Annotated in this window: 13 protein-coding genes; 4 read left to right on the top strand and 9 right to left on the bottom strand. The window is 65.5% G+C overall.

The features are described 5' to 3' along the window. Nucleotides 1-129: 129 nt before the first annotated feature. A complete protein-coding gene (locus K226_RS0115565; protein ID WP_024815665.1) occupies nt 130-2388 on the bottom strand; it encodes a TonB-dependent receptor in 2259 nt (752 codons plus the stop codon). A 97-nt stretch (nt 2389-2485) separates the two neighbouring features. Further along, nucleotides 2486-2887 carry a DUF2946 family protein gene (locus K226_RS0115560; RefSeq protein WP_155886565.1) on the bottom strand — a complete coding sequence of 134 codons (402 nt, stop codon included), beginning with the start codon at nt 2885-2887 and terminating at the stop codon, nt 2486-2488. A 183-nt stretch (nt 2888-3070) separates the two neighbouring features. On the opposite strand from K226_RS0115560, the gene K226_RS0115555 reads away from it, so the two are divergent. From K226_RS0115555 to K226_RS0115545, 3 genes are read left to right on the top strand one after another with little or no spacing between them, the layout of a single operon-like run. Continuing rightward, nucleotides 3071-3811, top strand: coding sequence for an HAD family hydrolase (locus K226_RS0115555; protein ID WP_024815663.1), 741 nt, complete (start codon nt 3071-3073; stop codon nt 3809-3811). Nucleotides 3812-3863: 52 nt separating this feature from the next. Continuing rightward, nucleotides 3864-4661: a DUF2189 domain-containing protein gene (locus tag K226_RS0115550; RefSeq protein WP_369795482.1), complete on the top strand. Its 798-nt coding sequence runs from the start codon at nt 3864-3866 to the stop codon at nt 4659-4661. After that, nucleotides 4658-4870 (top strand): DUF2788 domain-containing protein, encoded by a 213-nt coding sequence (locus tag K226_RS0115545; protein ID WP_024815661.1) that lies wholly within the window; start codon nt 4658-4660, stop codon nt 4868-4870. The genes K226_RS0115550 and K226_RS0115545 overlap by 4 nt, the downstream gene beginning before the upstream one ends. Before the next feature lie 228 nt (nt 4871-5098). Here the strand turns inward: K226_RS0115545 and K226_RS0115540 are convergent, their stop codons facing one another. From K226_RS0115540 to hpnC, 7 genes are all read right to left on the bottom strand, one after another. Further along, nucleotides 5099-7873, bottom strand: a complete 2775-nt coding sequence (locus tag K226_RS0115540) for a PAS domain-containing protein (RefSeq protein ID WP_024815660.1) — start codon at nt 7871-7873, stop codon at nt 5099-5101. Then, entirely contained in the window at nt 7819-8544 is a 726-nt protein-coding gene (locus tag K226_RS0115535) for a hypothetical protein (protein ID WP_024815659.1), read from the bottom strand. Before K226_RS0115535 ends, K226_RS0115540 begins: the two co-directional genes overlap by 55 nt. Before the next feature lie 213 nt (nt 8545-8757). Continuing rightward, nucleotides 8758-10092: a hydroxysqualene dehydroxylase HpnE gene (gene hpnE, locus K226_RS0115530; protein WP_024815658.1), complete on the bottom strand. Its 1335-nt coding sequence runs from the start codon at nt 10090-10092 to the stop codon at nt 8758-8760. A 166-nt stretch (nt 10093-10258) separates the two neighbouring features. Next, on the bottom strand, nt 10259-11098 hold the full coding sequence (gene hpnD / locus K226_RS0115525; protein ID WP_024815657.1) for a presqualene diphosphate synthase HpnD: 840 nt from the start codon (nt 11096-11098) through the stop codon (nt 10259-10261). Between the two features lie 325 nt (nt 11099-11423). Next, complete coding sequence (locus tag K226_RS0115520; protein WP_081739437.1) at nt 11424-12575, bottom strand: ABC transporter substrate-binding protein; 1152 nt, start codon at nt 12573-12575, stop codon at nt 11424-11426. A gap of 245 nt (nt 12576-12820) precedes the next feature. Further along, nucleotides 12821-14230 (bottom strand): L-serine ammonia-lyase, encoded by a 1410-nt coding sequence (locus K226_RS0115515; protein ID WP_024815655.1) that lies wholly within the window; start codon nt 14228-14230, stop codon nt 12821-12823. Between the two features lie 334 nt (nt 14231-14564). Next, nucleotides 14565-15500: a squalene synthase HpnC gene (gene hpnC, locus K226_RS0115510; protein ID WP_081739436.1), complete on the bottom strand. Its 936-nt coding sequence runs from the start codon at nt 15498-15500 to the stop codon at nt 14565-14567. A gap of 168 nt (nt 15501-15668) precedes the next feature. On the opposite strand from hpnC, the gene K226_RS0115505 reads away from it, so the two are divergent. Continuing rightward, on the top strand, nt 15669-16865 hold the full coding sequence (locus K226_RS0115505) for an efflux RND transporter periplasmic adaptor subunit (RefSeq protein ID WP_035242093.1): 1197 nt from the start codon (nt 15669-15671) through the stop codon (nt 16863-16865). Nucleotides 16866-16873: the final 8 nt, after the last annotated feature.

The raw sequence follows: 16873 nt of genomic DNA, 5'->3' as shown, positions 1-16873 counted from the left end.
CGTTCATTATGGGCAGGGATCCAGGGCAAAAAAAGCCTCCGGCACCCGTGTTCGGGGTGCTGGAGGCTATGAACGATGGAGTAATGCGGCGGCAGATGTCGGGCCCTGCCGCCCCGGCCCTTCAATGGATCAGAACTTCACGGTCACGACTGCGCTGACCGAGCGGCCCATGCCGGGCACGCTCACACCCCACGGCACGGCCGTGGCGGCCATGGTGCGGCCCTGGCCCAGGTAGGCGCCGCCCTGTGGGTGGTTGTAGAAGCGGTCGAACAGGTTGTCGATGCCAAAGTCCAGCCGCACCTGCTTCCACTCGTAGCTGGCGCGCAGGTTCAGCAGGCCGTAGCCTGCAGTGGGCAGCTCGTTGCGCACGGCAGAAAGGCGCGATTTTCCGTTCACCATCAGCACCTCGGCCGTGCCTGTCCAGGCGCCCAGGCGCTGGGTCAGGGCCACGCGCGCGTTCAGCGGCATGATGTTGTAGAGGTGGTCGCCCGTGGTGCGGTTCTTGCCGTTGACGAAGTTGAGCATGCCGCTCAGGGTGAACTGGCCCCACTGCGCACTCTTGCCCAGGTCGGCAAAGCCCGAAAGGTCAAAGCCGTGCAGGCGCGCATCCTTGTTGGCAAACTGCAGGTAGACAAAGCCCGTGTTGGCCGTCTGGTTGGCGCTGGTGCAGGCCGACATGGCGCCGCTGCCGCTGCAGCGGCGGGCGTCGATGTAGTCGTTCACATAGGTGAGGTAAGGCGTGAACTTCACGCCCCAGCGCTCACCCGTGGCGTCGTGCCAGTCGGCGGTGGCGCTCAGGGTGTTGGCGGTTTCGGGCTTGAGGTCGGGGTTGCCCACGTAACCATTGCCATCACCCACCATGTTGATCATGCGCATGGCCATGCCGCCGGTGGACCAGGTGTAGCGCTCATAGAGGTTGGGCGAGCGCGTCTTGTGCGCAAAGCCGAACTCGTAGGTGACGTTGGCGTTGGGCGTATAGCGTGCCAGGGCGGTGAAGTCGATGTTGTTGTCGCTGCGCTTGCGGTCACGGGCGTTGAAGGCATTGGCCTCCATGTTGTAGTTGGCGTTGTAGCCCTGCACGGCGCCGCTGTTCATGCCCACATGGCTGCTGCGCAGGCCCACTTGCGAGAGCCACTGCGGGTTCCAGCGTGACTCCCATTCGCCAAACACGTCAAAGCGGTCGCGCTGGCCATCGCGGATGTTCCAGAAGGTGTTGGGCGCCATGCCGCCGCCCGAGGGCAGCCACCAGTCGTTCAGGCTGTATTGCTGCGCCTCGGCACCTGCGCGCAGGGTGTCGCGTTCCGACAGGGTGATGTCGCCCTTGACCCGCACGCCGGTGGTCTTGCCCTCGGTGTCCATGGGCATGCCGGGCACGTTGTTGGCGGGGCCGTACAAGAACTGCTTGTCTTCGCCAAAGTTCATGGCGTGGCGGGTTTTCTCGTGGTAGGCCCGCGCCTGGAGCTGGCCCCAGCTGTACTGGCCCTGGTAGCGCAGGTTGAACTGGTGGCTGTCGTTGCCCGTCATGTCCATGCGCTGGTTGGGGTAGTTCTGGTAGGGAATGTCCTGCAGGCCCAGGCGCATTTCGACAAGGTGCTCATCACTGCGAAAGGCATACGCGAGCGAATGGTTGCGGGTCTTGTAGCTCGACGATCCCACCTCGTCGCCCCCCAGCCACTGCGCTGGCTTGTCGGTGGCGGCAGGGCCGGCGGCCTTGAAGTCGCGGGCCGGCTTGTAGTTGTCGGCCTCGGCGGTGGAGCCGTCGTAGCGCAGGCTCATCTGCTCGGTGGCGTAGGTGGCCGAGAGGTTGAGGCCCATGCCGTCGCCATTGCTGCGATAAAAAGCGCCAGCCTGGCCCTGGACGCGCCGGCCCTCGCCGGCGAGGGCGAATTCGGGCGCGGGCGAGTCGACCTGGATGGTGGCGCCAATGCTGTCACCGCCCACGCTGACCGGGGTAATGCCAGCGAACACACGCACGCTGCCCACGCGCGTGGGGTCGATGTACGACAGGGGCGGATTCATGTGGTTGCCGCAGGCCGAAACCAGATCCATGCCGTCCACCTGGATGCGCAGCCGATCGTCGGCCAAGCCATGCACGCTGGGCAGGCTGGAGACACCGCCCGCGCCAAACAGGCTCACTCCGGGCACGCTGCGCAGCAGGTTGGCGGTGTCGCTGCTGGCCGTGCGGCCAGACTGAAGGGTGCTGGCGTCCAGGTTGCTGGCGCCCACGGGTTCCACAGCGGCCTTGGATGCCTTGATGGTGATGGTCTGGAGTGCAGTCTCTTGTTGTGCGAGGGCCGCAAAGGGCAGGGCAGCCAGCAGGGCGCACAGGGGGCGCAGTGCAGGAAACGGGCGGCCGCGAAGGGCGTGCGAACGGGTGTGGGTGTTCATGTCTGCAATACGGAAAAGGATGGGCGCCGAGCCCATGCAGCAGGGCCGCAGCCAAAGGCGGCGGGCACTGCCGGGGGAAAAACGGGGGGTGTTCAGCTCAGGCGTAAGCCGGAGGGGCCTGCGCAGGGGGGCGCAAGTTGGCGTGCCGTGGTGTCAGGGCAACGCTGGGCGCAATTTTGATGCGGTAGAACGCATCTTCCTGAATAGCCGCCACTGCGGTGGGCAGGCTGGGCGGCGTAAAGCTGGCTGCAGCAGCGCTGCAGACCGGGCAGTTCAGCCAGCCGCCCCCGGTGTGGTTGGCCGGTGATGTGTCCGGCGTTTGCCCCGAATGGGTTGCGATCTGTGCCGAGCAGACATCGCTAAAAAGGGCCTGCTCCGACAGCATCTGCCCCCAATGCACCGTGCTCAACTGCACCATCCACAACTGGGCAAAAAGCGCCAGCATGGCCAGCGCCATGGCCAGGTGGTGGTTGCGTGGGCGGGATGGGCGTGATGTCACGCGGCGGATTCTGGCACCGATGGCAGGTCTGTCACTTGTTATGTATCAAGAATCAAGAGCCACAGAGCAGCGCTGCGGGCGTGTGTCGCAAATCCCTGCAGGCCGCTCCTGTTGGCGGTGTGGGGTATTCTCTGACGGGTCTTTTCCGGGCACTGCCCGCCACCCGCCCTGCATCCATCCACTGTGTCTGCTTCCGTCATCGACATCACCCGCGTCCGCGCCGTCACCCTGGATCTGGACGATACCCTGTGGCCCATTTGGCCTACCATCACCCGTGCCGAGGGGGTCTTGCTGCAGTGGCTGGGCGAGCATGCTCCCGCCACTGCGACCATGTACTCCGACACCGCCGCGCTGCGTGCCATCCGCAACCAGATGGTGAGCCTGCGCCCCGACTTGCGGCACGACCTGAGTGCCCTGCGCCGCGAGTCCATCCGTCTGGCCCTCACCCAGGCCGGGGACGATGCTGCGCTGGCCGAGCCCGCATTTGACGTGTTTTTTTCGGAGCGCCAGCGTGTGGAGCTATTTGAGGATGCCCACCCGGCGCTCGCCTTCCTGTCGCAGCGCTACCCCGTGGTAGCGGTGTCCAACGGCAATGCCGATGTGCACCGCGTGGGCATCGGCCACTATTTCAAGGCCAGCATCAGTGCGCAGGAGTTTGGCGTGGCCAAGCCCGATCCGCGCATCTTTCATGCTGCCGCCAGCGCCATGGGCGTTGAGCCCCATGAGGTGCTGCATGTAGGCGACGATGCCACCCTCGATGCGCTGGCGGCCATCACCGCCGGCATGCAGGCGGTGTGGTTGAACCCTGCGCAACAAGCCTGGCCCCACGACACGCCGCCCCATGCCACCGTGGCCAGCCTTACCGAGCTGTGCCGTCTGCTGGATGACCCGGCCGCACCCTTTCCACCCGCTTCCTCCCAATAAAACGATGCGCTTTCCCCCGCCCCCATTGCCCGTCGTCCGATCTGTCGGGCTGATGCAACCACTGGCCTGGCTGGCCCTGGGCTGGCGCGACATGGCGCGTGCAGGCTCTATCAGCTTTGCGCATGGCCTGGCTATCACGCTGGTGGGCGCCGCCATCGTGGCCGTGGCCTACAACCGGTTCTGGCTGCTGGCCGGCGCGCTTTCGGGCTTTCTGGTGGTGGCGCCCGTGCTGGCCACCAGCCTGTATGCCCTCAGTCGTGCACTGGAGCAGCGCGAGCCCGCCGATACCGCCGTGGTGCTCAAAACCTGGCTCAACTGGCAACACAGCCATGTCCACAAATGGGGCAACGACTACTGGTGCATGGTGCAGTTTGGTGCCTTGCTGGCGCTGGCCGCCACGGGCTGGGTGGTGACCTCGGCGGCCTTGATCACCCTGCTGGCTCCTGTGCCCATCGAAACACCGCGAGATTTTTTGCTGCATGTGGTGCTGGCCGACGAGGGCTGGTTGTTTGAGTTGTGGCTGGCACTGGGCAGCCTGATGGCCGCGCCCATCTTCCTGTCCAGTGTGGTGGCCATGCCTTTGCTGCTGGACCGGCGCGCCAGTCTGCGCCAGGCCATCCTGACGAGCTGGCTGGCCGTGCTGGCCAATCCCTTGCCCATGGCGCTGTGGGCTGCACTGATCCTGGGGTTCACCTTGCTGGGTCTGGGTTCGCTGTTGCTGGGCATGATTGCCGTCATGCCCATGCTGGGCCATGCCAGTTGGCATGCTTACCGCGATCTGGTGGACGCCTCCAGCCTGCCGCTGCGCGAATCGGTCCACGCCACGCCGACCCAAGGGGGGCGCCCGTGATTTTTGGATACACCGAAGCGCAGATTTCGAGCTTCTTCCTCACCTACGGGGTGGGGGCCTTCATCCTGTACATGGTATTCATCATCGGGCAGCTGGCCTGGGCCTCCAAGGCCGGCCGGTTTGGCACTTTCGTGCTGTTTTTGGGCCTGGGCGTGGGGTTTCTCGGGTTTTTGGCCAAGGTGGTCATCCAGTGGTGGCTGGAGAAGTAACGCCGCCACCCGGCGGGCTTGCTGCAAGGGCGATGAACATGGGGCTGGCCCGATAAGGCTTCCATGCCATTGAGGCCGTTCAGGCCAAGCGGGGTGGAGCCTTTGCAGTGGTGCTGGCTGCACGGGCCCGTATTCATCGGGCCGGACGCTGGCGCACCCTGTTGTATCGCAATGCCGTCGGCGGCAACCATGCCACGCTGCCAGGGCCGTTACCCCGCAACGCCATGTTCAGGGCGTTTTCTCGGGGGCCGCATCTGCTGGCTGCGCCAATACGACCTTGTTGCGCCCTGTGTTCTTGGCTTCGTACAGCGCGGCATCGGCCTGGGCCAGGGTGGCATGTGCGTCGGCGTGCAGAGGGGCAGCGCCAATGCTCATGGTGACCTGGAAGATGGTGCCATCGCCGGCATGGATCCGGCTTTGCTCCAGGGCATGGCGCAGGCGCTCGCCAATTGCGGTGGCCTCCTGGGCGGTGGTGCCGGGCAGCAGCACGGCAAATTCCTCGCCGCCCAGGCGACCCGCCAGATCGTGCGAACGCAAAAGATTGCCTTTGAGCATGCGGGCCAGGTGCACCAGCACCACATCGCCCGTGGCGTGACCCCAGGTGTCGTTGACGCGCTTGAAATGGTCCAGGTCGAGCATGAGGACCATGCCACCAGGCCCGCCACTGGCCTGGCGCGCGCACTCTGGCTCCAGCCGCTCCATGAAGGCGCGGCGGTTGGCAAGCCCTGTCAGGGTGTCGGTGCTGGCTAGGCGCTCAAGGGTCTGCTCATGGCGCCGGCGTTCGGTCACATCTTTGGCAAGCCACAGCCGCCCCAGTTGATCGCCGTGGGGGGTGAGGATGGGAATGAACTGGATTTGCACCGTGCGCCCATCCCCCAGCGCAACCTCGTGGGTGGATGCCACCGCATCATCGTGCAAAGGGCTGTCGGGTGGCAGAACCGACCGCGCTTGCGGCGGCACCAGCATTACCAGCTCTGCACGGCTGTAACCCATGACATCGGCGGCGCGCAAAGGCACCTCGAGCAGATCGCAAAGGGCCTGGTTCACCACCACGGGCGCACCTTGCGAGTCCTGCACCAGCACGCCCGCCGGAAAATGCCGAATGATTTCCAGCAGGTGCGTGCGTGCGGTGGAGAGGGCCTCTTCGCCCTCTCGCCGCTCGGTGGTGTCCACCAGGGTCCAGATCAGGTTGCCAGCGGGTTGCTCCGGGTCCAGCAGGGCGCCGCGAATCGAGAACCAGCGCAGTCCCTTGGAGGTGGTGGGCAACTGGTGTTCCACGTGCACAGTCCCGGTGGGACGGACTTCTTCCACCGACTGGCAAAAGTCACTGAAGGCTGCGTCTTCACGGCAGATCATGCGTATGCTGCGGCCCTTGAGCGGCAGCCCATCCACGGAAAAATATTCTTCCGCACGCCGGTTGCCCAGTTCAATCGTGTTGTCGGCAGAGGTGACCAGCAGCGCCGCCGCCGCGTTGTCGAGCACGGCGTGGTGCAAAAGGGTGTCCGCGCGGCGCTGGCTGATGTCGGTCTGTGTGCCGATGACCAGCGAGACGGTGCCATCGGGTGAAGGGGCCGCCTGGCCCCGGATTTCGACCCAGCGCCATTGGCCATCTGCCGTGCGCAAACGCACTTCCTGGTTGAACGGCTGGCACAGGGCAACTTGTTGCTGCAACACCGCCAGCAAGGCGCCACGGTCGTCGGGGTGCACCAACCGGCGCCATGCGCAAAACACCAGGGGCAGGGGCTGCCTGTGGTAACCCAGCATCTCTTGACAGCGGGCATCGGGCGTGACCATCTGGCTGGTGGTGTCCCACTCCCATAGGCCGTCCTGCACGGCTGCTACCGTCAGGCGCAACCGTTCTTCGCTGCGGCTCAGCGCTAGAGTGGCCGCATGTTGGTCGGTCACATCGTGGATGTAGCCATGCCACAGGGTGCTGCCGTCGGCCTCACGCTGAGGGTTGCCGGAGCCCTCCAGCCAGCGCGCCTCCCCGTCCTGCCGGATCTGCCGCCATTCGGCGTGCCATGTGGTCAGTGTGCGAGCCGAATCGCCAATGCTGGCCTTGACGCGATCCCGGTCCTCGGGATGCATGCGTGCAAACACATGCGCTGCATCCATGGCGGCCTCTTCGGGTGAAAGACCATAAATACCCAAAATCCCGGAGCTGGAATAAGGAAAATGGCTGCTGCCATCGGGTTTAAGCCGGTATTGAAAGACGGTGCCAGGCACCTGCTGCACAAGCTTGGACAGTCTCAGTTGCAGTTCTTCGCGTGCCGCCTCTGCGGCATACCGCTGCGTCACATCGGTGCAGGTGCCGCTGATCTGCTGGGGCTGATCTGCAGGTGCCCGCTCAATGATGCGCCCCCGCACATGGATCCAGCGCCAGGTTCCATCGGGGTGGCTTTTGCGGGACTCGGCCTCAAAAACGTCGGAATCTCCGCGCACATGGGCGTCAAGTGCTGCTTTCCAGGCCGGCCAGTCTTGCGGGTGCGCGCGTGCGCGCAGGCTGTCCAGGCTGGGAGGCCCATCGGACGGGCTGGAGCCCATCAGGGTGTGCCAGCGTTCATCGACATGGAGGTGGGTGGTGTTGGTGGTCCATTCCCAGGTGCCCAGGTTGCCGCCCTCCAGCGCCAGCTGATAGCGCTGCTGGTGCTGCTCCAGGCGCGCCTGAATTCGCCGCTGGTGCATAAAAAGCAATGCAATCCACAGGGCAGCCAACACTGCCAGCAGCGTGCCTGCTGCGTTCCAGAGGCGGCTTTGCGCAATACTGCTTTTTGTGGTCGCCAGCGCCTTGTCGTGGTCCAGTCCCACGCTCACCACAAGGGGATACTCGCGCAGCCGTTGCCAGGCATACAGCCGCTCGACACCGTCTATCGGTGACTTGATCTGGTACTCGCCCTGCATGCGGTCTGGGTGGCGCAGAAAATCACGATCGGGCGGCACGGACAGGCTCAGCACCTCTTCCTGCCGGTCAGAGCGCGCCAGATAGGCGCCATCGTCGCGCACAGCAGCGTCACGTCGTTGCCACTTGTGGAAACGTCGCTGAAATGGCCAGAAAGGTACTCGGGCGCAACCGACAGCACCACCACGCCATCAAACTGCCCGCCCCGCATCACCGGGTACGAAAACTGCACCGACCATTTGCCCGACAAACGCCCCAGCGAAGGCCGACTGATAGACAGGGCTGGCTGGGTGCGCTCGGCGTGCCCCTGGAAGTGCTCTCGATCTGCAATGAAAATCGGGGCGTCCTGGGTCTTGGGGTCCTGGTCCAGGCTTGAAAAAACCACCTGACCCGAAGCGTTGGCCACATAAATATGCCGCAGGCTGCCGTTGGGAAATGTGGCCAGGGCCGTGCGCACGGCGACGGGAAAGTAGTGGTCGGGCTCCGCCTCGCGATTCATGGCCAGGCTGCGTGCCAGATATTCCAGACCGGCCACCAGTGTCCCGACGTGCGAGGCCATGGTGGTGGACATCTGCACGGTGCGCAAATGGGCCTGGTTTTCGGCAAAGGCGAGTTGGTTGCGCTGTTGTGCCAGCAGTTGCCACCAATAGATGCCGCCACACAAAGCCACCAGCACCAGCGCCCCCGCGATGCGCCAGAACCCTACGGGCGATGGCGCCCGGTAGGGGCGCAAACCCAAGTGCTTTGGTGGGAACAGGTGGTCAAAAATCTTCATCTGTCGCTATGTTATCGTTGTGATTGCAAATGGTTACACACGGTTGATTCCCCTTGCGCCAAACCCTGGTTCGGGCTACGCCGCGTCCAGCGCAAGAACCATGGCATGGCGAGCTGCCAGAGGCTGCAAGAAGCGGCCAGTGGCTGCCAGTAGCCTGTCACGCCTCCTGGCGCACGAAAGCCTCGGTGAATGCAAGAAGGGCAGTGCCTGCGGTCAGGCCATTGTTGCTGCCACTGGAGTACCGGCTGCTGCGGTGCCGCTCAACACTGCGCCTTCCAGCGTGGCCGGGTAAGGGCCTTCAACGTAGTCGCCGCAGGCGCACAGGCCGTTGGCCACGGTCTGAGGTGGGCGCTGCAAGGCGGGCGTGCAGGCAAAGGTGGCACGTTTTTCGACAACCGTCTGGACGATGCGCAGGCCTTGCAGCCCCAACTGGTCCTGCGCCTGCTGCAGCACTTCCCGCTCCAGGGTGGCGCGATCCCCCTCGCTGGCGCTGACCACAAAGGCCAGCAGGCCCGCCGGGCCGCCCAGCTGCATGCGGTCAAACACAAACTGTGCGGGCTGGCCCGCGCCGGGGCGCAGCGCCAGCATGGGCTGGCTGAGCACGGTGCCCTGCGGGAGCGCAGACGTCTGGGCATAAACGGTGGCGATGGCGGTGAAACGCAATGCTTGTGCCTTGCGTGCCCAGGCCTGCAGGGCCACCGCCTCGGGGCCTTGCAGCGTGGAGTGTGCCGTATGTGCCGTCAAAACCAGGCGGGCCGCCTCGGTGCTGGTGGTGGCCAGCACCACGGCGTCAAACGGCGCGTCGTCCACCCGCCAGCCGGTGCTGCCTGCGGGGCCGCGCGCTATGCGCTGCACCCGGTAGCCGCTGTGCAACGTGCCGCCTTGGGCTTGCAGCCATTGGCCGGCGGCCTCGGCAAACAGCGCGCCCAGGTCAGTGCGCGGCAGCAGCAGGTTGGAGCCGCCCCGGCCGCTGAACAGGCTGTCTTGCAGCACGCGCAAAAACACCTGGCCGCTGGCCTCGCACGCCGGGGTGTTGAGGGCCGACACGCACAGCGGGTCAATGAACTCGGCCATCAGGCGTGGTGTGAGCGCGGCGCACAGCTCGGCCACCGAAGTCTGCGGTGCGCAGCGAAAGCCGCGCAGCTGCCAGCCAGTGGCCGTGCGCAGCAGCGCCAGCTTGTCACGCCAATGCCAGCCTTTGGCGCGGGCAATGCCCAGCAGGGCATCCAGCGGCGGCGGCAGATCGGGCAATTGCAGCCCCTGCCCGTCGGGAAACTGCAGTGTGAGCGGCAGGCGCAGCAGGGCAGAATCCGTATCGACCCCCACCAGCCGCATCAGGCGCAGGCTGGTCGCGTAGGCACCAATCAGGATGTGCTGACCGTTGTCGAGGGTCACAGGCGAGCCGTCTGGCAGCGTGCCCGGCACAGCTCGCGCACGGCCGCCCACGGTGCGCGCCGCCTCGAACACCGTGATCTGATGGCCCGCCTGCGTGTGCGCAATGGCGGCAGCCATGCCCGCCCAGCCCGCCCCGATGACGGCCACTTTCATACCTGGATATCCACGAAATCAACGAAAGAGCTGGGCGCGCACCAGGAGCGCGGCCCCAGGCCAGGGCCACTGTGGACCCGGCTTTGCCGGGCCACTGGTGGCGTCCCGCTTCCCGTGCACAGCGACGGAGAAGGCGGAAGCGGCGCAGCCGCACAGGTGGGTGTCCTCACATTCTGCCCAGCGCCTGCACCTTCCACGCCAGCCAGAACTTGCGCAGCGGCGTGAGTCGGATGCGTTGGTGGAGCACCTGAAAGTTCTCATGCTCGATCTCGCGCAGCAGCGTGCGGTAGATGCTGGCCATCATCAGGCCGGGCTTTTGCGCGCGGCGGTCGGCATCGGGCAGCAGGGCAAAGGCCTCGTCATACAGGCGGTGCGCGCGCTCGGCCTGAAAGCGCATCAACGCGGTAAAGCGCTCGGAATACTGGCGCTTCAAGATCTCGTGCGCCTTCACGTCAAACTGTTGCAGCTCGCTCACGGGCAGATAGATGCGGCCCAGCATGGCGTCCTCGCCCACGTCGCGGATGATGTTGGTGAGCTGAAACGCCAGGCCCAGCCGGTGGGCGTATTCGGTGGTGCGCGGGTCGGTCTGGCCAAAGATGCGCGCCGCCACCTCGCCCACAATGCCCGCCACCAGATGGCAATAGCCCTTCAGACCCGCAAAGTCGAGGTAGCGGGTTTGCTCCAGGTCCATCTGGCAGCCGTCTATCACCGCCTGCAGGTGGCGCTGCTCAATGCCGTAGTCGGCGGTGTGCGGCATCAGCGCCAGCATCACCGGGTGGGTGGGCTGCCCCGCAAAGGCCTTGGCCACTTCGGCCTGCCACCAGGCCAGCTTGGTGCGCGCCACGCCGGGGTCGGTCACTTCATCCACCACATCGTCTACCTCGCGGCAAAACGCATAAAACGCCGTGATGGCCGCGCGGCGCGGCGCGGGAAGGAAGAGAAAGGCGTAATAAAAGCTGCTGCCCGAGGCCACGGCCTTTTGCTGAACGTACTGCTGCGGTGTCATGGGGCGAGATTGTCCCATGGCGCACAGGGCTTGCCGGGGTGACGGAGTTTAAGGTGTTTTTGGCCTCTAGCGCTTGATGGGTAAGCGCGAGTAGCTATTGTTTTGATAGTTTGATCGAAGCGGACGTCGTGGTGTCAACGCCGCTCCTTCTTTTGTGACCTCTTCGCGCACAACCTGGCGTCGTGGTCGTCGCCGTCTTCCGGGGCTGCCGCGTCGTGGCCGTCAGGGTGCTGGTGTCTGCGCGGGCCAGGTGAGGGCTTCGTCTCGGTGCGGCATGCCGGGCTGCAGGCTTGGGGCCTTGGGGCAGAGTGCCGCTGGGCGTTTCTTAGTGGCGGAATTTTCCTTCGCGGGTCACGATGGCCAGGTCGACCAGCGACAGGCCGGTGTGAGTGCCATTGCGGTAGTTCACCTTCAGGCCGTCGATCTGGAGGTCGGCGTCCTTGAGCCCTGCGACAAAGCTGTCACGGGTCGGGTTGGGGCCGGCGCGGCGCAGCGCCTCCACCAGTGCGCGGGCTGTCATGTAGCCTTCCAGACTGCCGTATGAAAAGTCTTCCTTGGGCTTGTAGGCCTTGAAGGCTTCCTGGTAGGCGCGGGTGATCGCGGTCTTGCGCTCCCAGGGGCTGGGCATCACCTGGGCAAAGATCATGTTCTGCGCCAGCGGCCCCAGGTGCCTGGCCAGCTGGGTGGAACCCGAGTTGACGCCATAGAACTGGGTGGTCAGCTGCTGTTCGCGCGCTTTGCGGATGATCTTTTCATAGATGCCGGTGCTGCCATGGTTGAACACCATCTGCGCGCCACTGCTGGCGATCTGTTTCACCACGGCGTCGATGCCCGCGTCGTTGATGTCGGATTTGAAGGGCAGGTCGGCTGCCAGTTCTAGTCCGAGAGGCTGGATGATCTTGCGCACGTTGGCCAGGTGCTCCTGCCCCACCGCCGAATCCGAGCGAAGGAAGGCCACGCGTGTCATGCCCAGGTTTTTTGCGTGTTCAAGCAGTGCGCGGAATTCCTCCTTGTGCTCGGCGCGCACGGGAAAGACCAGCGGCTGGTGCGGCGCGCGGAATGTGGGGGAACCTGCCATGGGGCCAAAAAAAGGCACCTTGAGCTCGTTGGTGACCGTCATCACCGCGTTGGACGGCCCGCCTTCAATGGAGCCGAACACGATGAAGACCTTGTCTTTTGTAATCAGCTCGCGCGCGTTGGCCTCTGCCTGTGCCGGCTTGTTGTCGTCATCCAGCACCTTGACGACGATTTTGCGGTCGGCGATGCCGCCCTGGCGGTTGACCTGCGCGAGGTAGGCCTGGACACCATCGAGCACGGCGACGCCGTAGTCGTTTTTGCCGCCCTGCAGCGTGATGGTTTGGCCAATCAGGAGTTGCTGGGCAGAGACGCCGTCTGCGGCGTGAGCGCTGGGAAATGCCAGCACAGTAGTGATGACGGTCGAGAGGAGTCTGCGACGAATCGATGTGTTAATTTTCATAGTAAATTTCTATTTCAGAGCGATTCTACGAAGCCCCAATATCCCCCGCTGGTGTCAGGCATAGACGAGGCCGGGCATCGTGAAACAGCCGACACGCCGCATCCCCGCCAGGGTCAAAGCGAAGGCGTCCATGAACCTTCTGAGACCAGCATCCGCATGGGGCTGCCATCGGGCCGGGGCTGCATCAACCGCGCCCTGCTGGTAGGGGCGGGACAGTGGTCAGGAAGGCAGGCTCAATCGCTGCCTCAGCACTCCACCACATTCACCGCCAGCCCGCCGCGCGAGGTTTCCTTGTATTTGGCTTTCATGTCGGCGCCGGTCTGCATCATGGTTTTGATGACCTTGTCGAGCGAGACCACATGCTGGCCGTCGCCGCGCAGGGCCATGCGGGCGGCGTTGATGGCCTTGATGGCGCCCATGGCGTTGCGCTCGATGCAGGGAATTTGCACCAGCCCACCCACGGGGTCGCAGGTCATGCCCAGGTTGTGCTCCATGCCGATCTCGGCGGCGTTCTCGATCTGCTCAGGGCTGCCGCCCATCACAGCGGCCAGAGCGCCCGCAGCCATGGAGCACGCCACGCCCACTTCGCCCTGGCAGCCTACCTCGGCGCCCGACAGGGATGCGTTTTCTTTGTAAATGATGCCGATGGCGCCAGCGGTCAGAAGAAAGTTGGCAATGCCGTCTTCGCTGGGCTGGCCAGCGCCCTGCAAAAAGTTGACGTAATAGTGCAGCACGGCCGGAATGACGCCCGCTGCGCCGTTGGTGGGCGCGGTGACCACGCGGCCACCGGCGGCGTTTTCTTCGTTGACGGCCATGGCATAAAGATTCACCCAGTCGAGCATGGCGAGCGGGTCGCGCAGCGCGGCCTCGGGGTGGCTGCTGAGGTTTTTGTGCAGCTCGGCAGCGCGGCGGCGTACATGCAGGGGGCCGGGCAATGTGCCGGTGGCGGCGCAGCCGCGCTGCACGGCGCCGGCCATGGTGTGCCAGATGGCCATGAGCTGGCGGCGCACTTCGGCGGCGCTGCGCCAATGCTGCTCGTTGGCGGCCATGAGTTGGGCCATGGTCAGGCCCGTGGCTTTGCATTGCGCCAGCAGTTCGGCCCCGGTGCGAAATGGATGGGGCAGGCCCTGGCCGTGGCCTGCGGCGTCGGGCTGCGCGGTGGCGGCGGTGTTGAGCACGCGCTCGCCCGCCGTGTCAATCACAAAGCCGCCACCCACCGAGTAGTACTCGCGCGTGGCGATGGCGTGGCCCTGTGCGTTCAGCGCGGTAAAGCACATGCCGTTGGGGTGCAGCGGCAGGCTTTTGCGGCGAAACAGCAGGTGGTCTTTTTCGATGAACGGCACGCTATGCTCGCCCAGCAGGGCCAGCGCACCGCTGCTGCGGATCTGCGCAATGGTGGGCGCGATCTGTTCGGGGTCGATGCGGTCGGGCTCGTGCCCGGCCAGGCCCAGCAGCACGGCCCGGTCGGTGCCGTGGCCCACGCCGGTGGCCGAGAGCGAGCCAAACAGCTCCACGGTGACGCAGTGCACCGCCGCCAGCACCCCGCTGGCCCGCAGGTACACGGCAAACTGCCGCGCTGCAATCATGGGCCCCACGGTGTGCGAGCTGGACGGCCCGATGCCAATTTTGAAGAGGTCGAAAACGCTGACGGACAGGGTGGACGAGGACATGGTTGCGAGGCTACCCGGGCGGCCATGCCGCAGCATGCTCGCTATCCCTGCCCTGGGTACGAGGCCTGGGGGAAGTCAGGGCGCGCTGCCCATCAATCGCTTATATATTGATAGCTGCCTTCGCTTGTTGCATAAGGGCTAGAGGCTGTTTTGGCATCAATATGCCGCCTGGTGCAGGCAAGGTCAGACGACCTTGCTTCCCATGAATCTTTCTTATCTCGTGTCTTTATCCACCGGGCACCTGGCCGGCCGCGGTTGCCGTGCGCCGGCACTGCCGGCGCCGGGCCTTTTTTTGCTCGTGCGGGAAGGGGCGTTGGCGCTACATCACCAGCGCGCGCGCCAGCATCACGCCCCAGTCCCACGCATGCAGGCGCGGGCGGGTGTGAAGGCTGCCGCCCTGCAGGGCATCGACCTTGTCCAGAATGCGCAGGCCTCCTTGCACCACCAGGCGCAGCTCCCACCCGGCGCGGCCGGGCAGTCGGTGCACCAGGGGGGCGCCGTGCTCCATGCTGTCGCGGGCCCATCGGGCGCAGTCGGCAATCAGGTGCGCGTTGTCAGGCGTGCTGTGCAGCGCCTGCAGGTCTGCCGCGCCCGCGCCATGGCGGGCGCAGTCGGCGTGGGGCAGGTAGTGGCGGCCGCGGGGGATGTCCACGGACAGGTCTTGCCAGAAGTTGATCAGTTGCAGGGCGGTGCAGATGGCGTCGCTTTCTTCCAGCGCCTGGGTGCCGGTCACGCCATACAGGTGCAGCAGCAGCCGCCCCACCGGGTTGGCGGAGCGGCGGCAATAGTCGAGCAGCTCGGCGCGGTCGGCGTAGCCCTGGGCGTCGCGGGTTTTTTTCACGTCCTGGATGAAGGCGCTGAGCAGGTCGTCGAGCAGAGGCACTGGCAGCGCGTGCTTGTTCAGCACGGCTTGCAGCGGGCCGAACACGGCGGCCCAGGGCGCTGCAGGCGTCTGGCCTGCGGCCACGCGGGCCAGTTCGGCGCGGTAGGCGGCGAGCTCTGACAGGCGCTGTGCGGGGGGGGCATCCCCTTCGTCGGCAATGTCGTCGGCCGTGCGGGCAAAGGCGTAGATGGCTGCAATGGGCTGGCGCAGGTGTGGCGGGCACAGCAGCGAGGCGACGGGGAAGTTCTCGTAATGCGTTACGGGTGCGGCTTGCACGGGCACCGGCGGTTGTGGCGCCGTTGCAGCACCAGGCTCAGAAGCGGGGGGGGCAGTCGAAGGAGAGGGGGGCTGGCGAGGGTTCACGGCGGGCATTGTCGCTTGACATTGTCAGGGTGACCCTCTAGATTACTAACCGGCCAGTCAGTAAAAAATTTCACGGTTGGGTTGCCTCGTCCCGTCGCAAAGGGGGGCGCGCTGTGTCGGCGGTATTCGTCGGCTCTCGTGCGCGGGGCAGCCCACCGCCTCTACCCCGGATATTCCATGCGCACACCCTTCGCCCGGCGGCCTTCGCTGCGGTATCTGTTTCTTGTCGCTTCTGCGGCCTTGCTGGCGGCGTGTTCCCGCTCAGCGCCCCCCGAAGAGCCCGTGCGTTCGGTCAAGCTGCTGACGGTGGGGGTCGGGTCAATGCGGTCCAGCCTCGAATATTCTGGCGAGGTGCGCGCGCGCGTCGAATCGCGCCTGGGTTTTCGGGTGGCTGGCAAGATCGTGCAGCGCCAGGCCGAGCTGGGCCAGCGGGTGAAGGCCGGGCAGGTGCTGGCGCAGTTGGACCCCCGGGACTACCAGCTGGCGGCAGATGCAGCGCGTGCGCAGCTGGCCTCGGCTACCACGCAGCGTGATCTGGCCGCTGCCGACTTCAAGCGCTTTCAGGCACTGAAAGACGAGAATTTCATCAGTGGCGCCGAGCTGGAGCGGCGCTCGGCCACCCTCAAGGCTGCGCAGGCCACGCTGGACCAAGCGCGTGCACAGCTCTCCTCGCAGGGCAACCAGACGACCTACACCACGCTGGTGGCCGATGTGGCGGGCGTGGTCACGGGCATTGAAGCCGAGCCGGGCCAGGTGGTGGCAGCGGGCACGCCCGTGGTGCGCATTGCGCAGGATGGCGCGCGGGATGTGGTGTTTGCCGTGCCTGAAGACAAGGTCGGGCAAATCCAGCCCGGCCAGGACGTGACGGTGCGCGGCTGGTCGGGCGGTGCGCCACTGGCGGGCCGCGTGCGCGAGGTGGCGGCCAGTGCCGATGCCGCCACGCGTACCTACCAGGTCAAGGTGGCGCTGGAAGGTGCCGAGATGCCCGCGTTGGGCTCCACGGTGTATGTCACGCCCAAGGCATTGAGTCACGCGGGCGTTGCGGCCATCAAGCTGCCCACCAGCGCGCTGCGCCAGGAGGGACAGGCTACGGCGGTGTGGGTGTATGACCCGGCCACCAGCACGGTGAATTCGCAGGTCGTGCAGATCGCCACGGCCGATGGCAACGATGCCGTGGTGGCGTCCGGCCTGACGCCCGGCATGCAGGTGGTGGCCACTGGCGTGCATGTGCTGTCGCCGGGGCAAAAAGTCATGGTTTATCAGCCGAAAACGGCTGTAGCGCCCGTGCCTAAAGCGCAGACAGCTACCAATTCAGTAGCTATTTCGGCAGCACCTGCCGCATCTGCAGCGGCTGCGGCCTCTTCCGCAAAGTAAGGCCGGAC

The organism is Acidovorax sp. JHL-3 (genome assembly GCF_000526295.1).
GTDB lineage: Bacteria > Pseudomonadota > Gammaproteobacteria > Burkholderiales > Burkholderiaceae_C > Acidovorax > Acidovorax defluvii.
The sequence above is the reverse complement of the archived record's forward strand: the minus strand, read 5'-3'. Positions and strand labels throughout refer to the sequence as shown.

What these genes read in the sequence shown, in the direction of transcription:
- K226_RS0115565 (WP_024815665.1), bottom strand. Translation starts at nt 2,388, where the DNA reads ATGAACACCCACACCCGTTCGCACGCCCTTCGCGGCCGCCCGTTTCCT.
- K226_RS0115550 (WP_369795482.1), top strand. Translation starts at nt 3,864, where the DNA reads ATGCAACCACTGGCCTGGCTGGCCCTGGGCTGGCGCGACATGGCGCGT.
- K226_RS0115535 (WP_024815659.1), bottom strand. Translation starts at nt 8,544, where the DNA reads ATGAAGATTTTTGACCACCTGTTCCCACCAAAGCACTTGGGTTTGCGC.
- hpnE (WP_024815658.1), bottom strand. Translation starts at nt 10,092, where the DNA reads ATGAAAGTGGCCGTCATCGGGGCGGGCTGGGCGGGCATGGCTGCCGCC.
- hpnD (WP_024815657.1), bottom strand. Translation starts at nt 11,098, where the DNA reads ATGACACCGCAGCAGTACGTTCAGCAAAAGGCCGTGGCCTCGGGCAGC.
- K226_RS0115520 (WP_081739437.1), bottom strand. Translation starts at nt 12,575, where the DNA reads ATGAAAATTAACACATCGATTCGTCGCAGACTCCTCTCGACCGTCATC.
- hpnC (WP_081739436.1), bottom strand. Translation starts at nt 15,500, where the DNA reads ATGCCCGCCGTGAACCCTCGCCAGCCCCCCTCTCCTTCGACTGCCCCC.
- K226_RS0115505 (WP_035242093.1), top strand. Translation starts at nt 15,669, where the DNA reads ATGCGCACACCCTTCGCCCGGCGGCCTTCGCTGCGGTATCTGTTTCTT.